The sequence below is a fragment of the Superficieibacter electus genome, from assembly GCF_002915575.1.
Classification (GTDB): Bacteria; Pseudomonadota; Gammaproteobacteria; order Enterobacterales; family Enterobacteriaceae; genus Superficieibacter; species Superficieibacter electus.
In genome coordinates, this window is record NZ_PQGD01000014.1 from 1 (window position 1) to 23,308 (window position 23,308).

Sequence of the window (23,308 nt, forward strand, 5' to 3'; positions counted from 1 at the left end):
CCGGGTGTGTAAGCGCAGCGATGCGTTGAGCTAACCGGTACTAATGAACCGTGAGGCTTAACCTTACAACGCCGAAGGTGTTTTGGCGGATTTGAGAGAAAGATTTTCAGCTTTGATACAGATTATATCGACAGGTCAGAGGACGTGTTGATAACAGAATTTGCCTGGCGGCACTAGCGCGGTGGTCCCACCTGACCCCATGCCGAACTCAGAAGTGAAACGCCGTAGCGCCGATGGTAGTGTGGGGTCTCCCCATGCGAGAGTAGGGAACTGCCAGGCATCAAATAAGTGAAAAGCCCATCCGTCAGGATGGGCTTTTTGCATTTTTATGTTTTAATGATGAAAAAGGAGTTTTCATGCCCATTCTCTATATTCAGATCCGTAAAAATCACATCATCCTGCGCGATGTTGAACACAAAAAGGAAGTATCAGGGCAGGCACGTTTTAGTAATACACGCCTTTTAATCGCTGAGTTTTTCCAGGCGGAGAAGGTCCTTTTCGATCTCATTCAACAGATTTACCCGCCAACATGGTTGAATCGCTTACTAAGAACCCGGCGTTTTGACATCGTGGTCAGCGCCCTGGAAATGAATGAAGGTGGCTTATCTCAGGTCGAGGAACGTATCCTCCAGGAAGTGGTTGCGGGAGCGACGGCAATGAAATATCGCCAGCTAAAAATACATGCGCAAACTCATCCGCTGAGTGACAGTGCTGTACTGGCGATGCTTGAGTAAAGACACAAACGTGTCAGCCTAGCTGCCATATTGCAGATGCAGTAAGGGATAGGGCCGCCCCAGATCGTCCACTGGCGAGCGTCCCGTCACGCTAAATCCCAACTTTTGATAAAATCCCACGGCCTGATGATTCTGTTCATTTACGTTAGTCGTCAGCTCAGGAGCAAGCGTTAACGCGTGCCCGACCAGTAATCGCCCTACGCCTTCACCCCGGAAATCAGGATCAACAAACAGCGCATCCATATGCTGAGCCGTAAGTAACATAAACGCGACCGGCTTATCTTGCTCCGTGACCGCTACCCACAGCGGCGCTTCAGGAAGAAAAGCCCGCACCAGTTCTTCCAGCTCCGTCCGGTAGGCGGGCGAGAGAAAATCGTGTGTGGCATCGACTGAACGACACCAGATATCGGCCAGTACATCCACTTCATCATGCCTCGATCGGCGGATTTTAATAACCATCTTCTCTCCTTTTAACCATGCTTATATTCTAACGTAATTCCTGCCTTGAAACTTTCTCACCTTCCGCCTGCATGCTCGACATTATGGATATTCCTGGGTATTGTCAGCTATCTGGATGTCTAAACGTTTAAACGTATGCAGTGAGGATATAAGTTATGCCGATTCGGGTGCAGGATGAGCTACCAGCCGTTAATTTCTTGCGTGAAGAAAACGTCTTTGTGATGACGGCATCGCGCGCAACAGGTCAGGAAATTCGTCCGCTAAAGGTACTCATTCTCAATTTGATGCCGAAAAAAATCGAAACGGAAAACCAGTTTCTGCGCCTGCTGTCAAACTCGCCGCTGCAGGTTGATATCAGGCTGCTACGAATCGATGCACGTGAATCACGCAACACACCGGCAGAGCACCTGAACAACTTCTACTGCAATTTCGACGAGATTTGTCACGAAAACTTTGACGGGCTGATCGTCACTGGTGCGCCTTTAGGACTGGTAGAGTTCAACGATGTGGCTTACTGGCCGCAGATCAAGCAGGTACTGGAATGGGCGAAAGATCACGTCACCTCAACGCTTTTTGTCTGTTGGGCAGTACAGGCTGCACTGAATATTCTCTACGGTATCCCGAAGCAAACCCGCAACGACAAGCTCTCCGGCGTCTACGAACATCATATATTACACCCGCACGCATTATTAACCCGTGGTTTTGACGATTCATTCCTCGCACCGCATTCACGTTTTGCGGATTTTCCCACGGCACTGATCCGTGATTACACCGATCTGGAGATCTTCGCTGAAACCGAGGGCGGAGATGCCTATCTGTTTGCCAGCAAAGACAAACGTATCGCCTTTGTCACCGGCCATCCGGAGTACGATGCCAACACGCTGGCCGGCGAATACTTTCGTGACGTTGAAGCGGGCCTCAGCCCGGATGTTCCGTACAACTACTTCCCGAAAAACGATCCGCAGAACACCCCACGCGCCACCTGGCGCAGCCATGGCAATCTGTTATTCACAAACTGGCTCAACTATTACGTCTACCAGATCACCCCATACGATTTGCGGCATATGAATCCTACGCTGGATTAATCTTCTGCTGTTCAGATCCTAAAGCGTTTCAGCACGCTATCTCAGGCACCTGCGGGTGCCTTTTTTGTTTCCGAAAACTGCTTCTCTCCTTGTAAAAATTTATCTCTATTGTTATCAATATGTTGTATTTAATTTATATTTAAAATGGAAATAGTTTTTGATTTTGAAATTTATTTAAGTAGTCTTGATTGTGCTGAACGAAAAAAACACAACGATCTTTCGTTTGCACTGAAGACGATCATGGATCAACGACGAGGAGCAGCGCAATGACACAACAGGCAGCAATAGCAGATGAACTGACGTTTAATCAGCCTTATGGCGAGCAGGAGAGGCAAATTCTGACGCCGGAAGCCACTGAGTTTCTCAGCGAACTGGTGACCCGGTTTACGCCGAAGCGTAATCAACTTCTTGCCGCTCGCGTGCAGCAGCAACAAGATATTGATAACGGCACACTGCCTGGTTTTATTTCGGAAACCGCTTCCATTAGAAATGGTGACTGGACGATTCGTGGCGTCCCGGATGATTTGCAGGATCGCCGTGTCGAAATCACCGGCCCGGTTGAACGCAAAATGGTGATTAACGCCCTGAACGCCAATGTAAAAGTGTTTATGGCCGATTTTGAAGATTCTCTGGCTCCCGACTGGCATAAAGTGATCGACGGGCAAATCAACTTGCGTGACGCGGTCAACGGGACTATCAGCTATACCAGCGATGCCGGAAAAATTTATCAGCTCAACCCTGACCCCGCCGTTCTGGTGTGCCGCGTACGCGGTCTGCATTTGCCGGAAAAACACGTGACCTGGCGCGCAGAAGCCATCCCCGGCAGTCTGTTCGACTTTGCGCTGTATTTCTTCCATAACCACAAAGCGTTACTGGCGAAAGGCAGCGGCCCGTACTTCTACCTGCCGAAAACCCAGGCATGGCAGGAAGCGGCCTGGTGGAGCGAAGTTTTCAGCTATACGGAAGACCGTTTTGACCTGCCGCGCGGTACCATTAAAGCAACGTTGCTGATTGAAACGCTGCCTGCCGTCTTCCAGATGGATGAAATCCTGCACGCCCTGCGCGATCATATCGTTGGCCTGAACTGCGGCCGCTGGGATTATATTTTCAGCTATATCAAAACGTTGAAAAATTACCCGGACCGTGTGCTGCCTGACCGCCAGGTCGTCACCATGGACAAACCATTCCTCAGCGCCTATTCGCGCCTGCTGATTAAAACCTGCCACAAGCGCGGTGCCTTTGCGATGGGCGGCATGGCGGCGTTTATTCCCAGTAAAGACGCTGCGCGTAATGCGCAGGTACTTAACAAAGTAAAAGCGGACAAAGCGCTGGAAGCAAACAACGGTCATGACGGTACCTGGGTCGCTCACCCCGGTCTGGCAGATACGGCCATGGCGATTTTCAACGAGGTTCTGGGCGAAAATAAAAATCAGCTGTCGGTAACCCGTAATGACGATGCACCCGTTAGCGCCGAACAGCTACTGGCTCCCTGTGAAGGTGAACGCACTGAAGAAGGCATGCGTGCCAACATTCGTGTCGCGGTGCAGTACATTGAAGCGTGGATCTCCGGCAACGGCTGTGTACCTATTTACGGCCTGATGGAAGATGCTGCGACAGCAGAGATTTCCCGCACCTCCATCTGGCAGTGGATACACCACCAGAAAACGCTGAGCAACGGCAAACCCGTCACCAAATCTCTGTTCCGGCAAATGCTGGCTGAAGAGATGCAGGTGATCCAGGAAGAACTCGGCGAGCATCGTTTCAGCAGCGGCCGCTTTACCGACGCCGCGCGCCTGATGGAACAAATCACCACCTCAGATGACTTAATCGACTTCCTGACGTTGCCAGGCTATCGCCTCCTGGCTTAATTCACCCTATAAAATGGAGCATCTGCATATGAAAACGCGTACCCAACAGATCGAAGAATTACAAAAAGAATGGACACAGCCGCGCTGGGAAGGCATTACCCGCCCGTATAGCGCAGAAGAAGTGGTGAAATTACGCGGCTCGGTAAATCCGGAATGCACACTGGCGCAGCTCGGCGCGGCCAAGATGTGGCGACTGCTGCACGGTGAAGCGAAAAAAGGCTATATCAATAGTCTCGGTGCGTTGACTGGCGGGCAGGCCCTGCAACAGGCGAAGGCCGGTATCGAAGCTATCTACCTTTCTGGCTGGCAGGTTGCGGCAGATGCGAACCTGGCGTCCAGCATGTATCCGGATCAATCGCTGTACCCGGCTAACTCGGTGCCAGCGGTGGTCGATCGGATCAACAATACGTTTCGCCGCGCCGATCAGATCCAGTGGTCAGCCGGTATTGATCCAAACGATCCGCGCCATATTGATTATTTCCTGCCGATCGTCGCCGATGCGGAAGCGGGATTTGGTGGCGTGCTGAACGCGTTTGAACTAATGAAATCAATGATTACCGCCGGTGCCGCCGCCGTTCATTTCGAAGACCAACTGGCCTCGGTGAAGAAATGCGGACATATGGGCGGCAAGGTACTGGTCCCGACCCAGGAAGCGGTACAAAAACTGGTTGCTGCACGTCTGGCCGCTGATGTGATGGGCGTACCGACGCTGGTGATTGCCCGTACTGATGCCGATGCGGCGGATTTGATTACCTCCGACTGCGATGCTTACGATAGTGAATTCATCACAGGCGAGCGCACCAGCGAGGGCTTCTATCGTACCCGAGCCGGTATTGAGCAGGCGATCAGCCGCGGTTTGGCCTATGCACCCTATGCCGACCTCGTGTGGTGCGAAACCTCCACGCCGGACCTTGCGCTGGCAAAACGCTTTGCTGACGCCATCCATGCAAAATATCCCGGCAAACTGCTGGCCTACAACTGCTCGCCGTCATTCAACTGGCAGAAAAACCTGGACGATAGCACCATCGCCAGCTTCCAGCAGCAATTGTCAGATATGGGCTACAAGTACCAGTTCATCACCCTGGCGGGCATTCACAGTATGTGGTTCAACATGTTCGACCTGGCCCACGCGTATGCGCAAGGCGAGGGCATGAAGCACTACGTCGAGAAGGTTCAGCAGCCGGAGTTCGCGGCGGGCAAAGAGGGCTACACCTTCGTTTCCCACCAGCAGGAAGTGGGTACGGGATATTTCGATAAAGTGACGAACATTATTCAGGGCGGCGCGTCGTCGGTGACCGCGCTGACCGGCTCGACGGAAGAATCGCAGTTCTGAGCCGCATCCTCCCCTCAGGGGGAGGGTGAGGAAATCCCGTCAGACAGGAGCCACCATGACGCGCAGCCTGGAATTACTGATAGCCCAGACCATTCTTCAAGGCTTCGATGCGCAGTACGGGCGATTTCTGGAGATCACGTCCGGTGCCCAACAGCGATTCGAGCAGGCGGACTGGCACGCCGTGCAGCAGGCGATGAAAAATCGTATTCATCTCTATGACCATCATGTCGGGCTGGTGGTTGAGCAACTGCGCTGTATCACCGATGGCAAAAGTACGGATGTCGACTTTTTGCTGCGCGTAAAACAGCACTATACCGACCTGCTTCCGGATTACCCTCGCTTCGAGATAGCGGAAAGTTTTTTTAACTCCGTCTATTGTCGGTTATTTGACCACCGCTCGTTAACACCCGAGCGGCTTTTTATTTTCAGCTCTCAGTCAGAACGCCGCTTTCGCACCATCCCTCGCCCGCTGGCAAAGAGCTTCGCACCCGAACATGGCTGGGAAACACTGCTGAATAACATGTTAAGCGATCTGCCGTTGCGCCTGCCATGGCAAAATCGCCATCGTGACGTTGGTTTTATCATAACGCAATTAACGGAAACCTTCGGTGAGGACTTTTTACGCCAGGCGAATCTGCAGGTGGCTAACGAACTTTTTTACCGTAACAAAGCCGCGTGGCTGGTGGGTAAAATCGTGACGCCCTCAGGGACGCTGCCTTTTTTACTGCCGATCCACCGTTCTGACGAAGGCGAACTTTTTATTGACGCCTGCCTGACCGGCATCGACGAAGCCAGCATCGTCTTTGGTTTTGCCCGTTCTTATTTCATGGTATACGCGCCACTCCCGGCGGCGCTGGTCGAATGGCTCAGAGAGATCCTGCCGGGCAAAACCACTGCCGAACTGTACATGGCGATCGGCTGCCAGAAACATGCAAAAACCGAAAGCTACCGGGAATATCTGGCCTACCTGAAAGGTTCTGACGAGCAATTTATCGAAGCTCCGGGCATTCGCGGCATGGTGATGCTGGTATTTACCCTGCCAGGCTTCGACCGGGTATTCAAAATTATCAAAGACCACTTTGCCCCGCAAAAAGAGATGTCCGCCGCTCACGTCCGTGCCTGTTATCAACTGGTTAAAGAGCATGACCGCGTCGGGCGAATGGCAGACACCCAGGAATTTGAAAACTTTGTGCTGGAGAAACGGCAAATCTCCCCGGCGCTGATGGCGCTGTTTCTGCAGGATGCGCCGGAAAAAATCACCGATCTGGGTGAACACATAGCGATTCGCCATCTTTATATTGAACGTCGTATGGTGCCGTTAAATATCTGGCTCGAACAGGTGGAAGGCCAGCAGCTCCGCGATGCGATTGAAGAGTACGGCAATGCCATCCGCCAGCTTGCCGCCGCCAACATTTTTCCCGGCGACATGTTGTTTAAAAACTTCGGTGTCACCCGTCACGGGCGCGTAGTGTTCTACGACTACGATGAAATTTGCTATATGACCGAAGTGAATTTTCGCGATATCCCCCCGCCGCGCTATCCGGAAGATGAACTGGCAAGTGAACCCTGGTACAGCGTCTCGCCAGGCGACGTCTTCCCGCAGGAGTTTCGTCACTGGCTATGCGCCGATCCGCGCATTGGGCCGCTATTTGAAGAGATGCATGCCGATCTGTTTCGCGCCGACTACTGGCGCGCATTACAGACGCGTATTCGCGAAGGACATGTCGAAGATGTCTACGCTTACCGCCGCCGCCAGCGTTTTAGCGTGCGCTATGGCGCGGTGTAAGCGGCGCTTTTGCGAGCCGCTTTCCAGCAATGACACGCGTGACTTGCCGAACAAAATAAGCCGCTATATTTTGACGCAGATGGTAAAAAGCCCTACTCTGTTGATACGGCTATTAGCCGTATCAACAGAGAACAGAGAGGCAGTTATGACTAAAGCCACTACCCTAGCAGGCGACGTCAGGGGAATGAAAAGCGCCCGGGTCGAATTAAAAACCAATCCTGAGTTGAAAGCATTACTACGAGAAGCCGCCGCCGCCGCAGGGCTTGATTTGAGCGCGTTTATCCTCAATGCAGCGCTGGAGCGCGCAGAGAATGTGCTGGACAATCAGCGTCGCCGCCAGCTCTCGGCTCAGAGCTGGCAGCAATTGAATCAGCTTCTGGCTGAGCCTGCCGCGCCGACCCTTGCCTTACAGGAATTGATGCAAAGGAAGAACAATGGAAGTAATGCAAACGGAAAATAAAGTGATAGTTTGCCCTTACCAGTGGGACATTACTTATCCAGGAAACAAGCATTTCGATTGCGGAAATGCTGTTATCAATTCATTCGTACGTAATTCACTGAAAAAAAACGTTAAGGATGGCAATTGCGCCGCCAAAGTACTGGTTGATAGCTGTTCAGGGGAATTGGTGGGTGTCTGCACGTTTACCGGGTATTCTCTAAGCCGTGAACGACTGCCCAATGTTATTGCAGGCTCCATGCCCAGCGATATTAGCGTTGTACGGCTGGTTATGCTCGGTATATCAAGACGTCAACAAAAGCAGGGTTATGGCCTGGACTTACTCTGTGAATTCTTTGCTCATGTCAAAACGATTCATCAGGTCCTTCCGGTAAAAGGGATTTACCTGGATGCAGACCCGGCGGCGATTAATTTTTATGCTCGTTTAGGCTTTGTTCAGTTGAATGAGCCGCCGAATACATTTGCTGCTGTACCCATGTTTCTGGCTATTCAGCATATTCTTGCTGCGTAAACGTTGATGGCTTCTCGTCTGTCTGCCAGAATCACCGCACTCCCCCATACGCCAGCGTCACTTCTTTCGCCGCCTTAATCACCATTGCGCCAAATTCGGTCACCCGGTCGTCGGTGATCCGCGATATCGGTCCCGAAATAGAAATCGCGGCAAACGGCTCGCGGTGTTCATCGTATATGCATGATGCCACGCAGCGCAGGCCGAGCGCGTGTTCCTCATCATCAAACGAATAGCCGCGTTTACGCGTCTGGGCGAGATCGTCTTTCAGATGCAGCGGCGATACCAGCGTAGCATGCGTATAGGCATGCAAACCCTGACGATGCAGCAAGCCGGTCACCTGCTCCTCGCTTAACTGCGAAAGAAACGCTTTCCCCGCGCCAGAGGCGTGCATCGGCAGTTTGCCACCGATAGGCGCTGACATACGCATTAACTGCGTACACTGCACCTGATCGATAATAATCGCCTGATGATCGCTTTGGTCGAGCACCGCCAGATTCACCGTCTCGCCGGACTCTTCCATTAGCGCACGCAGGATCGGATGGACAATCGCCAGCAGATTACGGCTCTGCAAAAAGCTGCTGCCAACCATAAACGCATGCGCGCCCACCGACCAGTGTCCCAGCTCGCCCACCTGACGGACAAAGCCAAGCTGCTGCATAGTGGTTAAAAGACGATGCGTTGTGGAGTTCGGTAAGCCTGCCTGCTGTGCCAGCTCGGTCAGCGCGACGCTACCATTAGATTCAGCAATCCACTCCAGCAGCTTTAAACCACGTGTCAGGGACTGAACCTGACCGGTTACCTGCTGGGCAGCGGCGGGGGCAGGTTTTCTGCCGCGTTTCGCGGGAACGGGGGCGACCATAAGCGACTCCTTTTCTGTATCGTGGAAATCATTTTCGTTTTATTCAAGTATAATGCAACAACTACTATGCTCATCGGATGAGTGTGAATGAACTTGTCTCATGTTAGGGGCTGCTCTCTTTTCCACCTGCACACTTTATGCCAGTATGGCGTGTTACGTTGAGCGTTGTCGGGAGCGAGTGTGAGCAGCAAAGTGGAACAACTGCGTGGGCAGTTAAATAAGCGGATTCTGGTGTTGGACGGGGGCATGGGCACCATGATCCAGGGCTACCGTCTGAATGAAGAGCACTTTCGCGGCGAGCGCTTCGCCGACTGGCCGTGCGATCTGAAAGGCAATAACGATCTGCTGGTGCTCACTCAGCCAGAGACTATTACGGCTATCCACAACGCTTACTTTGAGGCGGGCGCGGATATCATCGAAACCAACACTTTCAACTCCACGACCATCGCGATGGCGGATTACCAGATGGAATCGCTGTCGGCGGAAATCAACCTGGCGGCGGCGAAGCTGGCCCGCGCCTGTGCCGATGAGTGGACCGCGCGCACGCCGGAAAAACCGCGCTACGTCGCGGGCGTGCTTGGCCCGACTAACCGCACGGCGTCCATTTCGCCGGACGTCAACGATCCGGCGTACCGCAATATCACCTTTGATCAACTGGTGGCGGCGTATCGTGAATCCACCAGAGCGCTGGTGGAAGGCGGCGCGGATCTGATATTAATCGAAACCATTTTCGATACGCTCAACGCCAAAGCCGCCATCTATGCGGTGAAAGAAGAATTCGAGGCGCTGGGCATTGAACTGCCGATCATGATTTCCGGCACCATCACCGACGCCTCCGGCCGCACGCTCTCCGGCCAGACCACCGAAGCCTTCTATAATGCACTGCGTCATGCCGATGCGCTCACCTTTGGCCTGAACTGCGCGCTGGGGCCGGACGAACTACGCCAGTACGTGCAGGAGCTGTCGCGCATTGCCGAATGCTACGTCACCGCGCACCCGAACGCCGGGCTACCCAATGCCTTTGGTGAATACGATCTCGATGCCGACACCATGGCGACGCAGATCCGCGAATGGGCGCAAGCCGGCTTCCTGAATATCGTCGGCGGCTGCTGCGGCACCACGCCGGAACATATTGCCGCCATGAGCCGTGCAGTAGAAGGGCTGCCACCGCGCCAGTTACCGGACATTCCGGTGGCCTGCCGCCTTTCCGGTCTTGAACCACTGAACATCGGCGATGACAGCCTGTTCGTCAACGTCGGCGAACGTACTAACGTCACCGGTTCTGCTAAATTCAAACGCCTGATTAAAGAAGAAAAATACAGCGAGGCGCTGGATGTGGCGCGCCAGCAGGTGGAAAGCGGCGCGCAGATCATCGACATCAATATGGACGAAGGGATGCTCGACGCCGAAGCGGCGATGGTGCGTTTCCTGAACCTGATCGCCGGTGAGCCGGACATCGCCCGTGTCCCCATTATGATCGACTCCTCCAAATGGGAGGTCATCGAAAAAGGACTGAAGTGCATTCAGGGCAAAGGCATCGTTAACTCCATCTCAATGAAAGAGGGCGTTCAGCCGTTTATTGCGCATGCGAAAAAGGTGCGCCGCTACGGTGCCGCCGTGGTAGTGATGGCATTTGATGAAGTCGGCCAGGCCGATACCCGCGCGCGCAAAATCGAGATTTGCCACCGGGCGTACAATATTCTCACCGCAGAGGTGGGCTTCCCGCCGGAAGACATCATTTTCGACCCGAATATTTTTGCCGTGGCGACCGGCATTGAAGAGCATAACAACTATGCGCAGGATTTTATCGGGGCCTGCGAAGATATCAAACGTGAGCTGCCGCACGCGCTGATCTCCGGCGGCGTCTCTAACGTCTCGTTCTCGTTCCGCGGCAACGACCCGGTGCGTGAAGCCATACACGCGGTTTTCCTCTATTACGCCATTCGCAACGGTATGGACATGGGCATCGTTAACGCCGGACAACTGGCGATTTACGACGATCTGCCCGCTGAACTGCGCGATGCGGTCGAGGACGTGATCCTCAATCGTCGCGACGACGGTACCGAGCGTCTGCTGGATCTGGCCGAGAAATACCGCGGCAGCAAAACCGATGACGCTGCTAACGCGCAGCAGGCGGAATGGCGTAGCTGGGACGTAAAAAAACGCCTTGAATATTCGCTGGTCAAAGGCATCACCGAATTTATTGAGCAGGACACCGAAGAAGCGCGCCAGCAGGCCACGCGTCCGATTGAAGTGATCGAAGGTCCGTTGATGGACGGCATGAACGTGGTTGGCGATCTGTTCGGCGAGGGCAAAATGTTCCTGCCGCAGGTGGTAAAGTCCGCCCGCGTGATGAAGCAGGCGGTGGCGTACCTCGAACCCTATATCGAAGCCAGCAAAGAAAAAGGCTCCAGCAACGGTAAGATGGTCATTGCCACCGTGAAGGGCGATGTGCACGACATCGGCAAAAATATCGTTGGCGTGGTATTGCAGTGTAATAACTACGAAATTATCGATCTGGGCGTGATGGTCCCGGCGGATAAGATCCTCAAAACCGCGAAAGAAGTGAATGCTGACCTGATTGGCCTCTCCGGCCTGATTACGCCGTCGCTGGATGAAATGGTTAACGTGGCGAAGGAGATGGAGCGTCAGGGCTTTACCATTCCGCTGCTGATTGGCGGCGCGACCACCTCGAAAGCACATACGGCGGTGAAAATCGAGCAGAACTACAGTGGGCCGACAGTGTATGTACAAAATGCCTCGCGTACCGTGGGTGTAGTGTCAGCCTTGCTGTCTGACACCCAGCGCGATGAATTTGTCGCCCGCACCCGTAAAGAGTACGACACCGTGCGCATCCAGCATGGCCGCAAAAAACCGCGCACGCCGCCGGTGACGCTGGCGGCGGCGCGGGAAAACGATCTGGCCTTTGACTGGTCCAGCTATACGCCACCTGTCGCGCATCGCCTGGGCGTGCAGGACATCACCGCCAGCATCGACACTCTGCGTAACTACATCGACTGGACGCCGTTCTTTATGACCTGGTCGCTGGCGGGCAAATACCCGCGCATTCTTGAAGACGAGGTAGTAGGGGAAGAGGCGCAGCGTCTGTTTAACGATGCTAACGCCATGCTCGATCAATTAAGCGCAGAAAAATCGCTCAACCCGCGCGGCGTGGTGGGGCTTTTTCCGGCTAACCGTGTCGGCGATGATATCGAAATCTACCGCGATGAAACCCGCACCCATGTGCTGACGGTCAGCCGTCATTTGCGCCAGCAGACGGAAAAAGTCGGCTTCGCGAACTACTGTCTGGCCGACTTTGTGGCACCGAAGCTGAGCGGCAAAGCGGACTATATCGGCGCGTTCGCCGTCACCGGCGGGCTGGAAGAAGATGCACTGGCCGATGCTTACGATGCGCAGCATGATGACTACAACAAGATCATGGTGAAAGCCATTGCCGACCGACTGGCGGAAGCTTTCGCCGAGTATTTGCACGAGCGGGTGCGTAAAGTGTACTGGGGCTATGCGGCGCATGAAAACCTGAGTAACGAGGAGTTGATCCGCGAGAACTATCAGGGCATTCGTCCCGCGCCAGGCTATCCTGCCTGCCCGGAACATACCGAAAAAGGCACCATCTGGCAGTTGCTGGACGTGGAAAAACATACCGGTATGAAGCTGACCGAGTCGTTTGCCATGTGGCCAGGGGCATCGGTTTCCGGCTGGTATTTCAGTCATCCGGACAGCAAATACTATGCTGTGGCGCAGATCCAACGCGACCAGGTCGAAGATTATGCCCGGCGTAAAGGGATGAGCGTGGCGGACATTGAACGCTGGTTAGCGCCAAATCTGGGGTATGATGCGGATTAATGACTAACGGATTAATGATACGGAAAGGAAGCACACTATGCGTTTAAAAAAGGGAATTTATATTTTTTGGGGGATCATGGATGTGCTGGCGCTGGCGATTTATGTGGTGCTGGCAATCCATATGGGCAGGATCCCGTTTTATACCGATATTGTCCATTTTCAGGATTCAGCGATCCACTACAGTGACGGCGGCGGGCTGATCATCTGGATGCTGGCGCTATTTGCCGCTGGTTTTCTTCTGCGGCTATCGCTGTTTTACTCGGCATGGTCGTTTATCGGCAAAAAAGAAATCAACACATTGTTTTTTATCCTTCAGGAAGCAGGGCGAGTGATTACCTTCACGGGTTCTCTGCCTCTCCTGACGCTGTTAGCCTATGACGCTGGCATCGTGAGCGTTGCCGTGACCTTGTCCCTTTTCATCGTCTCTGAAATACTGAAAATCGGTTCTATTATCTGGTGTAAAACGCGGCCATTCTGACATAGCGTCTTACAACTCAACTAACGCTCTTTGAGCCTGTTGTCTCTTTATTACAATTAACCTCTTATACTGTAATAAACGTCAGGCCGCCCTGTGCGGCCTCATCCGGCGTTTTTGTCCCAGGGAACCCAATAACAATTAAGGAGGCACACCTTCCGTGTTAACGCTGTTACACCTGCTTTCTGCTGTCGCCCTGCTGGTCTGGGGCACCCACATCGTGCGAACCGGTGTGATGCGCGTCTTTGGCGCGAGACTGCGAACCGTCCTCAGCCGCAGCGTTGAGAAAAAACCGCTCGCCTTCAGTGCGGGCATCGGCGTTACTGCGCTGGTGCAAAGCAGCAACGCCACCACCATGTTGGTTACCTCGTTTGTTGCCCAGGATCTGGTGGCACTCACCCCGGCGCTGGTGATTGTACTGGGTGCCGACGTGGGTACTGCGCTGATGGCGCGTATTCTGACCTTCGATCTCTCCTGGCTGTCGCCCCTACTTATTTTCGTTGGCGTCATTTTCTTTCTCGGACGTAAACAGACCCGCGCCGGACAACTCGGGCGCGTGGCGATCGGCCTTGGCCTGATTTTGCAGGCACTGGAGCTTATCGTGCAGGCCGTGACGCCGATTACTCAGGCCAACGGCGTGCAGGTTATCTTTGCTTCGCTGACCGGCGACATCATGCTGGATGCGCTGATTGGGGCGGTCTTCGCCATCATTAGCTACTCAAGCCTCGCGGCAGTACTGCTGACCGCGACGCTGACCACGGCGGGGATTATCTCCTTCCCGGTCGCGCTGTGCCTGGTCATCGGCGCAAACCTCGGTTCCGGGCTGCTGGCGATGCTTAACAACAGCGCCGCCAATGCCGCCGCCCGCCGGGTAGCGCTCGGCAGCTTATTATTCAAGCTGGTGGGCAGCCTGATCATCCTGCCTTTCGTGCATGTCCTGGCCAATGCAATGGACAGCCTGCCATTACCGGAAGCCGAAATGGTGATTTACTTCCACGTTTTCTACAACCTGATCCGCTGTCTGGCGATGGTACCCTTTGCGGGTGTGATGGCGCGTTTTTGCGAACGAGTGATACGTGATGAGCCAGAACTGGATGCGCGCCTGAAGCCGAAACATCTGGATACCAGCGCGCTGGACACGCCGACCCTTGCGCTTGCCAACGCCGCGCGGGAAACCCTGCGTATGGGCGACGCGATGGAGCAGATGCTGGAAAGCCTGAAAAAGGTGATGCACGGCGAACCGCGCCAGGAAAAAGAGCTGCGCAAGCTCGCCGACGATATCAACGTGCTGTATACCGCCATTAAACTCTACCTGGCACGGATGCCGAAGGATGAACTGGCGGAAGAAGAGTCGCGCCGCTGGGCAGAGATTATTGAGATGTCACTCAATCTTGAACAGGCGTCAGATATTATCGAACGTATGGGCAGTGAAATTGCTGATAAATCGCTGGCGGCCCGCCGTGCGTTTTCACTGGAAGGGCTTAAAGAGCTGGATGCGCTTTACGAGCGGCTGCTGGGCAACCTGCAACTGGCGATGACGGTCTTCTTTTCCGGGGACGTCACCAGCGCCCGTCGTCTGCGGCGCAGCAAGCACCGTTTTCGCATCCTCAACCGTCGTTACTCGCACGCGCACGTTGACCGCCTGCATCAGCAGAACGTACAGAGCATTGAAACCAGTTCGCTACACCTGGGGTTGCTGGGCGATATGAAGCGCCTGAACTCACTGTTTTGTTCAGTGGCATACAGCGTGCTGGAACAGCCGGACGAAGATGACGAGCGGGATGAGTATTGATAACGGTCTTATGTGGCATGTACCAACCTGCTCACGCCAGAGCACGCGCCGCGTAGGCCGGATAAGCGCAGCGCCATCCGGCATTAGAGCACCAGTTGTCAAAAACGGTAGCCTGCCTCAAGGGCAACCGCGTCCTCTCCGGCCCTGAACACATAAGTCGTGTTCGGGCCGCCGAGGACCGCCTGATCCTCGCTCACCTTAATCCAGTTGCCTTCTGGTAGCCCAATCACCGTCAGCTCCGGCGCAACCACCAGCAGCTCGCGTATCCGCTGCTCACGAGTTTCGCCTTTGTGACCTTCCGGCAACGCGTTGGTGAAATGCGGGTTAATCTGCAAGGGGAACAACCCCAGTGCATCAAAGCCCTGTGGATCGACAATCGGCATATCGTTAGTCGTACGGATGGACGGGCAGGCCAAATTGGCCCCTGCACTCCAGCCGATATACAGCGCTCCGCGCTTAACCGCCTCAGCAACCGGCTCTAGCAGGCCGCGCGTCCGGCACTCCCTCAGCAACTGAAATGTATTACCTCCACCGACAATCACCAGCTCCGCGTTCTGAATCGCCATTACCGGATCGGCAGCACAGTGAATCCCCGTTACTGAAACGCCGAGCGGCGTAAAGAGTGCCGCCGTTTTCGCCGTGTAATCGTCCCAGCTCTGCGTAACGCCCGCAAACGGGATAAATACGGCGCTGCGGCGTCCCTTTAACTGGTCGACAATCAGCGGCAGCGCATGCTCCATCCAGCCTTTACCTGGCAGCGTTGAATTACTCAGTAATAACAATTCCATTTTTTCTCCCTGTGGTCAGAAAAATACAACACGCAGCAAGGCTAACATGGCTGGCGTAATGGCATGATGAGGTAAGTCACGGTGTGGGAAGACGCTATTCTATAGCGGGCAAACTATGGATGTACTCACTTTTTATTCATCGCCTGGCCATAATCCGGACACGCGAGCTGAGCCTGATGCGCCACTATAAACTCCCTGACCCCTGCCGAGCGGCAGGTAAAGGCCGTAAACGCTTAGACATCATCTCCTCTCTCAGTAGCTCGCTTACTGATGGCGGGACCAGTCTCTGCCAATATATCCTTTCTAAAAATAGATGATTAATTAGAACATCCCGCCATAAACGGGATGCCAAAATCATTAAAAATAATACCGGATTCCCGTCCTAAAACGGTATTGCTCGCGATCATATTGATTCCAGCGATCAAGCCAGGAGACTTCAAAATACGGCTTCCATTGAGGTGTTAATGTATAAGTAATTTTATTGTTTAGTTCCCAGTTATGGTCTTTACCATTCTTGCTGTGAAAATCATTTACATGGATGAAATAATCGGGTTCAAAAGTATAAGCCCATTTGTCGTTAAGTTTGAGATTCCAGTACATAACAAACTGATGAGTGCTGTCTTTATTTTCATCGCCATTAAGGTCAACGCTATCATAGTTCTTATTGTTATATCGATATCTAAACGTAACATTAAAATCTGGAGTGAATTTATAGTTAAAATCTACATACGGTGATACGGTTGAACCGTCCGTGTTGTCAGTAAGAATCAGTGCAGGTAAAATTGTAAACTCAGTTGTTGGTTTAAAAAGCGGGTACCATCCTTCAAGTTCATTATAACTATGCTTAAACTGATCCAGTTTGCCTGTATTGTAGGCATTAGTCAGCATGATGCCTGCACCCTGCTCAAAATTATATCCTCCTCGTAGCACAAACTCATGCTCTTCTGAAGCGGTGTTATAGGCTTCACGGCCTTCAATCCATGCGCCGGCCGCGAGCGATGAAAGGGGATAGGCAGTACTTATAATAATAAGGAGAGGTAACTTTACTTTCATTTTATTTTCCTGAAAATTGGGAAATGGTTGTTATAATGCCAGTCCAAATAAATGGCGTTAATATTAATTAATATGTAGAGGGTCTTATTTTACTACGTTTGCATGGGCTATTACTTAGCCTGGTAATTCCTGTAAAGATATCGCTTTTTGTTTGCCTAAAAATTTAATTCCGATAAGTGTTATCAGCCACGCTATGCACCCCATAACCATATATGTATATGCAAATCCATATTTGTCATAAAAATATCCGGCCAATGGGTTAATCGCAGTAATGCCGAGATAATTAAAGCATCCGAGCACCATATATATGGTTCCGGTCAGGCGTTTGTCGAAGTGTTCCGCAAGGAATTTAAAAATAGAAACCAACAAAAGTGCCATCTCCAGGCCATAAAGCGGTTTAATAACAATAATCATCCATGGATGTGTAGCGAGTGCAGACAGCACCAGGCGAAGCCCAATAAAGAATCCAGCCAGCAGAAGACCATTCCTTGCCCCAATGCGGTTAATTAAAAAGGGAATAGAGAACATGAGAATAAATTCACACGCGGACTGAACAAATCCCATGTATCCCAGCACGGCATTACCTGTCCGGTGATCGGCAAAGAAAGTAACAAAATAACGTGGGAATTGTTGTTCTGCACTTTGCATCATCCAGATGATGCCTCCGTAAAAGAGCATCAGAACCCAGAAACTGGCATGCTGGAACAGTACCCGGACGTCTTTACGATTTACTGGATCTTTTCTTGATTCATTAACCGCCTGCCAGTCAATCTCATCGCCTTGTGTTTTGAGGGTAAGGAGGATGAGTAACACCGCAACGGCACCACATGACGTTATCATGAAGTTAAAATGAGGATTGATGTTAAATAACTGTCCGGCAAAGATAGACGCTATTGCCCAGCCAAGAGATCCCCACATTCTGACGCGGCCGAATTCAAATCCGAATGCCCGACTGTATCGATCTGCATAGGTTTCAAAAACCAGCACACCCGCGAGGTAAGCAGTTCCCAGATATAAACCTCCCAGGATCATCCCTATAACCATACTGGTCATCAGAAAATACTGATATACATAAATAAAAAATGGTGCGGCGAAGACAGAAGCAATTGCCACACAAGTGAGCAACGATTTTTTCAGCCCTAGCTTGTCCATGATGAAGCCAAACACAGGTTTTATGGCAAGTGCAAACAATGCATTTACAGACAAAGTGTACCCTATCTGGGTACTGGTAAATCCAACATTATCTCCCAGCCATATCGCCAGAAAGGACCACGTCGCAGACCATGAAAAATAAAAAAGAAACAAACATAAGCTTATGCGGATATAAGCGTTTTTAGATGCTGAAAGATTCATTTCAATCTCCTTCCTTTCCCGATGAAAGCCCGGAACATACCAGCGTCAACATACTGGGACGTATAGTTTTTCCTGATGAGATATCTCTCTGTATAGGTAATGCCTCCCAGCGCAGGAAATATTTTGGTGAAGATGTATAAAGTTCAGGAATGATCTGCACTTTCGCCTCAGGATCAAGTTCTTCACAAGGTATATAAAAATCTTCCGGAAGAGGCGAAACAGAACAGGCATCCGTCCTGATCACTTTTAATGTTTCTTGATTCAATAGCCAGGTTCCGCTTTTACCGGAAGATAATTTAAAATCAACGCAGATATCCGTATCTTTTAAATAAGGTGCAGAAATGATGACATCTGGAGGAATTGAACCCATCCCGCTGAAGTCCCAGCGAAACTTCCAGTTGCTAATTTGATTTATCCGCCATTTATTTCCTTCTGGTCTGGCAATCCATGCCTGAGAAAAACCGTTATTATCATAACGGTGCCAGGTAATCAGCGGACGGCATTTGGCATCAAAACCGATATTCTGACTCATATTAATCAGCCCGCGTTTAACAGGACTCGCATCAACAATATCGCCCTTTTGCAGAGTGATGGGCACAGGTAAACGATACCCGTCGTGCGAGTACCATTTAAGCAGGTCCGGACTACGTGCATAGGAGAGGTCGTGGCAAGTCTCGCAATGCGGAGTATCTCGCCACATCCAGATCATATGCCACTGATTATCCGGGCCAGCTACCGGCAAACGGGCGTATGCATTTCTGAGTCCTTCACCACTGAGCAATGGGTTTTCCTGTAGTCTGATCCATTTACTGTCTGCTTCGTTCCAGTAGTTATAAATATCATCACCATTTCCACTTTCACCATCACGGTAACGGAAAAAAAATTCTCCGTTGTTGCCATAGAAAAATAGTGGATATGTAACACTATCTTCTCTTTCGCCCGTCATCGTTTTGGGTATAAGGGAATGAATATCGTAAGGTTTCGTTGAGTGGAACCAGACCATTTTATCTTTATGCATATTACCTGAAAGATGAATGTGACCTTTATTATCCATTGCCAGGGTCAGATAATTGTGGCTGTCATATTCAGTCTGATGCATAAACCGTTGTTTTTCAGGTAACCATTCTCCTTGCGGATGACTGATTACCCAATCATCTTCCTCAAAAGTACGGCTTGCTACCGTTATATGATGATTCTCATCATAGTAAGCGACATAGAATTTATCTTTCACCAGAAGAGCATAATCTACAGTAAAATCAGAACAACATGATCCAATTTTAGATATCATTATTTCCTGATGCATTTCAATCTTCCTCTTGCCAAATTCTCTTTGCTGATATTATGTATTTTACTGAAAGCATGAAAATATTAACGGCTTTTCGCCGGAGACATAAGCCGTTTAATGAAATGATAATAAAAACATAGATGCTGACAAAATGTTATCCACATCACAAAGAAACCTTGTTTTGATATATTATTCAGGGAAATTTAAACTGATTGCACACTAAAAACCAACGCTAACGTTAAATTTAATTTTATTGTCTTTGACCAGTTGCCAGCTCCAGCAAAATGTAGGAAATTAAGCACATTGTACTGAAAAAACATTGGGATTTTGCCAGGGGTAATAAAATCATGGCAGTAATACAAAGAATAAATCGTGGTATATGAAGCTGCCCGAATCGACTACGCGCTCTGCTATCCTGACCATATTCAGCCCACGACGGAACAAAACCTGGCGGGTCTCTGGCACACGCTCAATTTTCTCAGCGCAAGGCTGATAACCCTGGCCAGTGAAAACCTTGAACCTGTCTCTGATGAGCGCGAACTTCAGAAATGGACAAGGGAAAACGAAAAATCGATCGAGATGCTTAATCAGTGGGTGGATCGTTCAGTGACTTTCAGAGACCGTTTTGTTGAGCGAAATCTGGACACGCTTAAGGCGTTCGCTACTTTCTCCTTTAATCCAAAGCACCACAAACCGCATTTATCTAACGGAACCCGCACGCGACGGTTTTTCCTCCCCATCAGGTGCGGTATATTTCGCTTTTACAGGAGAATTTATGCTGCCCGACTCATCTATCCGATTAAATAAATACATCAGTGAAAGCGGCATCTGCTCGCGTCGCGAGGCGGATCGCTTCATTGAACAAGGGAATGTCTTTATCAACGGCAAGCGCGCCACCATTGGCGATCAGGTGAGTCCTGGCGACGTGGTCAAGGTCAACGGCCAGTTGATTGAACCGCGCGAAGCGGAAGATCTGGTGTTTATCGCCCTGAACAAACCGGTGGGCATCGTCAGTACAACTGAAGACAGCGAGCGCGACAACATCGTCGATTTCGTCAACCACAGCAAGCGCGTGTTCCCGATTGGCCGTCTGGATAAAGACTCCCAGGGGCTGATTTTTCTTACCAACCACGGCGATCTGGTAAATAAGATTCTGCGTGCCGGTAATGATCATGAAAAAGAGTATCTGGTGACGGTTGATAAGCCGGTCACGGACGATTTTATTCGTGGCATGGGCGCAGGCGTGCCGATCCTCGGGACGGTGACGAAGAAGTGCAAGGTTAAAAAAGAAGCGCCGTTTGTGTTTCGTATTACCCTGATCCAGGGGCTGAACCGCCAGATCCGCCGCATGTGTGAGCATTTTGGTTACGAAGTCACGAAGCTTGAGCGCACGCGCATTATGAACGTCGGCCTGTCGGGATTGCCGCTGGGTGAGTGGCGCGATCTGACGGATGACGAGCTGATTACGCTGTTTAAGCTTATTGAGAACTCGTCTTCAGAAGCGAAACCGAAAGCGAAAGCAAAGCCAAAAACAGCGGGTATTAAGCGCCCGGTGGTGAAGATCGAAGCCTCCGCCGGGAAAGAGAAAGCGCGCCCGGCGTCAAACGGTAAGCGTTTTACCGCGCCGGGACGCAAGAAGAAGGGGCGTTAGCGCCTGCCGCGCGTCGGCGTACTGGCTGACCAGGAGAACGACGCCTCGGTATCGGGTTTATAAGCCTGCTTTTTCTTTAACTGGCGGGCTTTTTTGGCGTCTGCTTCTCGCTGCACCATTAACTTATCAATGTACTCTTTCTTCACGCTGTTGGTCTCTGCGTTAGTCAGCAGACGACCGTGCGCAATACGGGCGCGGTCGAGCAGCGTTTTCAGTTCGCGCTGTTCACGCTCTGTCATCTCTTTTTGGGTAATACGCGGGAGTGCCATGTGGGTGCCCTCAGTCAACCGGATAACCCAGTGTACGGCAATACACAAAGGGCGGACAGTATTTACTCCGCCATCCGCACCTTCCCGGCGAAATCCTGCTGGCTATAACCAGTGGTTTTAAAGCCTTTATCGGTAATGATGTTATCGATCTCTTTCATAGTGGCGATGCACATCACGCCGTCCTGACCAAATTTAGTATGGTCAGCGAGGATCACTGATTTTTTACTCATGGTAATCATTGCTTTCGCCACGTAGGCTTCGTCAAAGCTTTTCACCAGCACGCCATGTTGAGGGGAAATACCGCCTGCGCCAATAAAACAAATATCGGCATGGATGGCGTTAATTTGCTGGCACACCGACACGCCGAGGTTGGCGCGAAAATGGTAATCATATTCGCCGCCCAATACATAAACACGGGCCTGAAGGTTATTTTCTTTAATTTTGTCGGCAATTAAGGCGGAGTTGGTAATAACGGAAAAGGCGACAAGCGGTAAGTGCCCGGCAAGAATCAGATTGGTGGTGCAGGAATCAATAAACAGCGTGTCGCGCTCGCTAACCATACCGGCGGCGAATTTAGCAATCGCCATTTTCTCTTCGCGGTGGGCATCAATTCGCGCGCTGAAGGCGTCTTCCTGAACGACTTGCTTTTTGACTGCGCCGCCGTGAATTTTGGTGATTTGACCTTCGGTCTCCAGCAAAGAGAGATCGCGGCGAATGGTTTCTGACGTGACGTTTAACGTTTCCGATAATTTAACAACGGTGACTTCACCGAATTTGTTTACTTCATCAAGAATATGTTTTCTTCTTTTTATCGGGTTCATTATGGTCCGCCAGCGTCATGCTTTGCCGCATGGTAACTGGATGCGCAGGTCAACGCAACCACTCCAACGCCCGGACGATACCCTCGTCATCGTTGGTGGCAGTGACGTAGCTGGCCCGCTGTTTTACCGCTTCCGGCGCATTACCCATCGCAATCCCGATGTCGGCCGCAGCAAACATACTGACGTCGTTTTGCTGGTCGCCAATCGCCACAACTTTGGTTGCAGCTGGAGATATATGGCGAATAAGCTGGCTGACCGCATAGCCTTTATTAATTTGCGCACGTTGAATATCGATATAATTTCCGCCGGTAATGGTGGCAATAAATCCAGGCGGAAGCTGGCTATTAATGTCGGTATGCAGCTGATTTATTTTTGATTGCTCCGCCACAACGGTAATTTTATAAATATCCGTGCGGCTAATAATGACGCCGGGCGCGGCGGGGATCAGCGGCAGCATAAACAATTCGGCCTCATAAGTTGTCCAGGGAGCAACGGGCCGGTCGTAACGGTGATAAATCGCCTCTGCGCTAAAGAAATGGTGCGCATAACGTGAAAGAGAAATATGTCGGTCGATATCGCGCAAATCCATGCCGGAGAGCGGCGCAGCATGCGTAATAGCGTGCTGCGCCATCTCCAGAATCTGCCCGCCGTTAAAGCCGGCGCACCAGCTAAACAGCGCGTCGACGTTTTGTTGTTCCAGCAGGTGCACCATGGAAGAAACCGGTCTGGCAGAACAGGCGGCAAGCAGACCGCCACGCTGGTGAAATTCCCCCAGCGCCTGACGCGTGCGCGGACTGATGGTCTTTTGCGACGTCAGCAAGGTTCCATCCAGATCGGTAACCAGTAACATATTTCCTTTCCCTGA

The 23,308-nt window shown here is 51.6% G+C and carries 20 protein-coding genes and 1 rRNA gene; 12 read left to right on the forward strand and 9 right to left on the reverse strand.

The features are described from left to right. The first annotated feature begins 163 nt into the window (after positions 1–163). A 5S ribosomal RNA gene (gene rrf, locus CHU32_RS17230) occupies positions 164–279 on the forward strand. A gap of 77 nt (positions 280–356) precedes the next feature. Further along, positions 357–734 (forward strand): YjaA family stress response protein, encoded by a 378-nt coding sequence (locus CHU32_RS17235; protein WP_103677290.1) that lies wholly within the window; start codon positions 357–359, stop codon positions 732–734. Positions 735–752: 18 nt separating this feature from the next. On the opposite strand, the gene CHU32_RS17240 is transcribed toward CHU32_RS17235, so the two are convergent. Beyond that, complete coding sequence (locus tag CHU32_RS17240; protein WP_103677291.1) at positions 753–1,193, reverse strand: acetyltransferase; 441 nt, start codon at positions 1,191–1,193, stop codon at positions 753–755. 155 nt (positions 1,194–1,348) lie between these two features. On the opposite strand from CHU32_RS17240, the gene metA reads away from it, so the two are divergent. From metA to CHU32_RS17270, 6 genes are all read left to right on the forward strand, one after another. After that, positions 1,349–2,278 carry a homoserine O-acetyltransferase MetA gene (gene metA / locus CHU32_RS17245; protein WP_103677292.1) on the forward strand — a complete coding sequence of 310 codons (930 nt, stop codon included), beginning with the start codon at positions 1,349–1,351 and terminating at the stop codon, positions 2,276–2,278. Between the two features lie 266 nt (positions 2,279–2,544). After that, on the forward strand, positions 2,545–4,146 hold the full coding sequence (gene aceB, locus CHU32_RS17250; RefSeq protein WP_103677293.1) for a malate synthase A: 1,602 nt from the start codon (positions 2,545–2,547) through the stop codon (positions 4,144–4,146). Between the two features lie 28 nt (positions 4,147–4,174). Continuing rightward, complete coding sequence (aceA, locus tag CHU32_RS17255; protein ID WP_103677401.1) at positions 4,175–5,479, forward strand: isocitrate lyase; 1,305 nt, start codon at positions 4,175–4,177, stop codon at positions 5,477–5,479. A 55-nt stretch (positions 5,480–5,534) separates the two neighbouring features. Next, entirely contained in the window at positions 5,535–7,265 is a 1,731-nt protein-coding gene (gene aceK / locus CHU32_RS17260; RefSeq protein ID WP_103677294.1) for a bifunctional isocitrate dehydrogenase kinase/phosphatase, read from the forward strand. A gap of 145 nt (positions 7,266–7,410) precedes the next feature. Further along, positions 7,411–7,725 (forward strand): type II toxin-antitoxin system TacA family antitoxin, encoded by a 315-nt coding sequence (locus CHU32_RS17265; protein ID WP_245880232.1) that lies wholly within the window; start codon positions 7,411–7,413, stop codon positions 7,723–7,725. After that, positions 7,700–8,233 carry a GNAT family N-acetyltransferase gene (locus tag CHU32_RS17270; protein ID WP_103677295.1) on the forward strand — a complete coding sequence of 178 codons (534 nt, stop codon included), beginning with the start codon at positions 7,700–7,702 and terminating at the stop codon, positions 8,231–8,233. Before CHU32_RS17265 ends, CHU32_RS17270 begins: the two co-directional genes overlap by 26 nt. A gap of 31 nt (positions 8,234–8,264) precedes the next feature. Here the strand turns inward: CHU32_RS17270 and iclR are convergent, their stop codons facing one another. Beyond that, the gene (gene iclR / locus CHU32_RS17275) at positions 8,265–9,092 is read right to left on the reverse strand and encodes a glyoxylate bypass operon transcriptional repressor IclR (RefSeq protein ID WP_103677296.1); all 828 of its coding nucleotides are present in this window, start codon (positions 9,090–9,092) and stop codon (positions 8,265–8,267) included. A 180-nt stretch (positions 9,093–9,272) separates the two neighbouring features. Between iclR and metH the strand changes: the two genes are divergently transcribed. From metH to CHU32_RS17290, 3 genes are all read left to right on the forward strand, one after another. Further along, entirely contained in the window at positions 9,273–12,956 is a 3,684-nt protein-coding gene (metH, locus tag CHU32_RS17280; protein WP_103750896.1) for a methionine synthase, read from the forward strand. 37 nt (positions 12,957–12,993) lie between these two features. Continuing rightward, a complete protein-coding gene (locus CHU32_RS17285; protein ID WP_103677298.1) occupies positions 12,994–13,434 on the forward strand; it encodes a hypothetical protein in 441 nt (146 codons plus the stop codon). Between the two features lie 157 nt (positions 13,435–13,591). Beyond that, on the forward strand, positions 13,592–15,223 hold the full coding sequence (locus CHU32_RS17290) for a Na/Pi cotransporter family protein (RefSeq protein ID WP_103677299.1): 1,632 nt from the start codon (positions 13,592–13,594) through the stop codon (positions 15,221–15,223). 98 nt (positions 15,224–15,321) lie between these two features. Here CHU32_RS17290 and pepE read toward each other — a convergent pair whose 3' ends face one another. The 4 genes from pepE to CHU32_RS17310 form a co-directional block, all read right to left on the reverse strand. Then, on the reverse strand, positions 15,322–16,011 hold the full coding sequence (gene pepE / locus CHU32_RS17295; RefSeq protein WP_103677300.1) for a dipeptidase PepE: 690 nt from the start codon (positions 16,009–16,011) through the stop codon (positions 15,322–15,324). Between the two features lie 357 nt (positions 16,012–16,368). After that, complete coding sequence (ompL, locus tag CHU32_RS17300; protein WP_103677301.1) at positions 16,369–17,064, reverse strand: porin OmpL; 696 nt, start codon at positions 17,062–17,064, stop codon at positions 16,369–16,371. A gap of 114 nt (positions 17,065–17,178) precedes the next feature. Continuing rightward, positions 17,179–18,417, reverse strand: a complete 1,239-nt coding sequence (locus CHU32_RS17305; protein ID WP_103677302.1) for an oligosaccharide MFS transporter — start codon at positions 18,415–18,417, stop codon at positions 17,179–17,181. 1 nt (position 18,418) lies between these two features. Then, the gene (locus CHU32_RS17310; RefSeq protein ID WP_103677303.1) at positions 18,419–19,720 is read right to left on the reverse strand and encodes a BNR repeat-containing protein; all 1,302 of its coding nucleotides are present in this window, start codon (positions 19,718–19,720) and stop codon (positions 18,419–18,421) included. Between the two features lie 757 nt (positions 19,721–20,477). Here CHU32_RS17310 and rluF point away from each other — a divergent pair. Beyond that, positions 20,478–21,353, forward strand: a complete 876-nt coding sequence (gene rluF / locus CHU32_RS17320; RefSeq protein ID WP_103677305.1) for a 23S rRNA pseudouridine(2604) synthase RluF — start codon at positions 20,478–20,480, stop codon at positions 21,351–21,353. Here the strand turns inward: rluF and CHU32_RS17325 are convergent. The 3 genes from CHU32_RS17325 to CHU32_RS17335 form a co-directional block, all read right to left on the reverse strand. Continuing rightward, on the reverse strand, positions 21,350–21,622 hold the full coding sequence (locus CHU32_RS17325; protein WP_103677306.1) for a YjbD family protein: 273 nt from the start codon (positions 21,620–21,622) through the stop codon (positions 21,350–21,352). The two genes, rluF and CHU32_RS17325, sit on opposite strands and share 4 nt — an antisense overlap. A 62-nt stretch (positions 21,623–21,684) precedes the next feature. After that, the gene (locus CHU32_RS17330) at positions 21,685–22,443 is read right to left on the reverse strand and encodes a DeoR/GlpR family DNA-binding transcription regulator (protein WP_103677307.1); all 759 of its coding nucleotides are present in this window, start codon (positions 22,441–22,443) and stop codon (positions 21,685–21,687) included. A 49-nt stretch (positions 22,444–22,492) separates the two neighbouring features. Then, positions 22,493–23,293 carry a Cof-type HAD-IIB family hydrolase gene (locus tag CHU32_RS17335; protein WP_245880233.1) on the reverse strand — a complete coding sequence of 267 codons (801 nt, stop codon included), beginning with the start codon at positions 23,291–23,293 and terminating at the stop codon, positions 22,493–22,495. Positions 23,294–23,308: the final 15 nt, after the last annotated feature.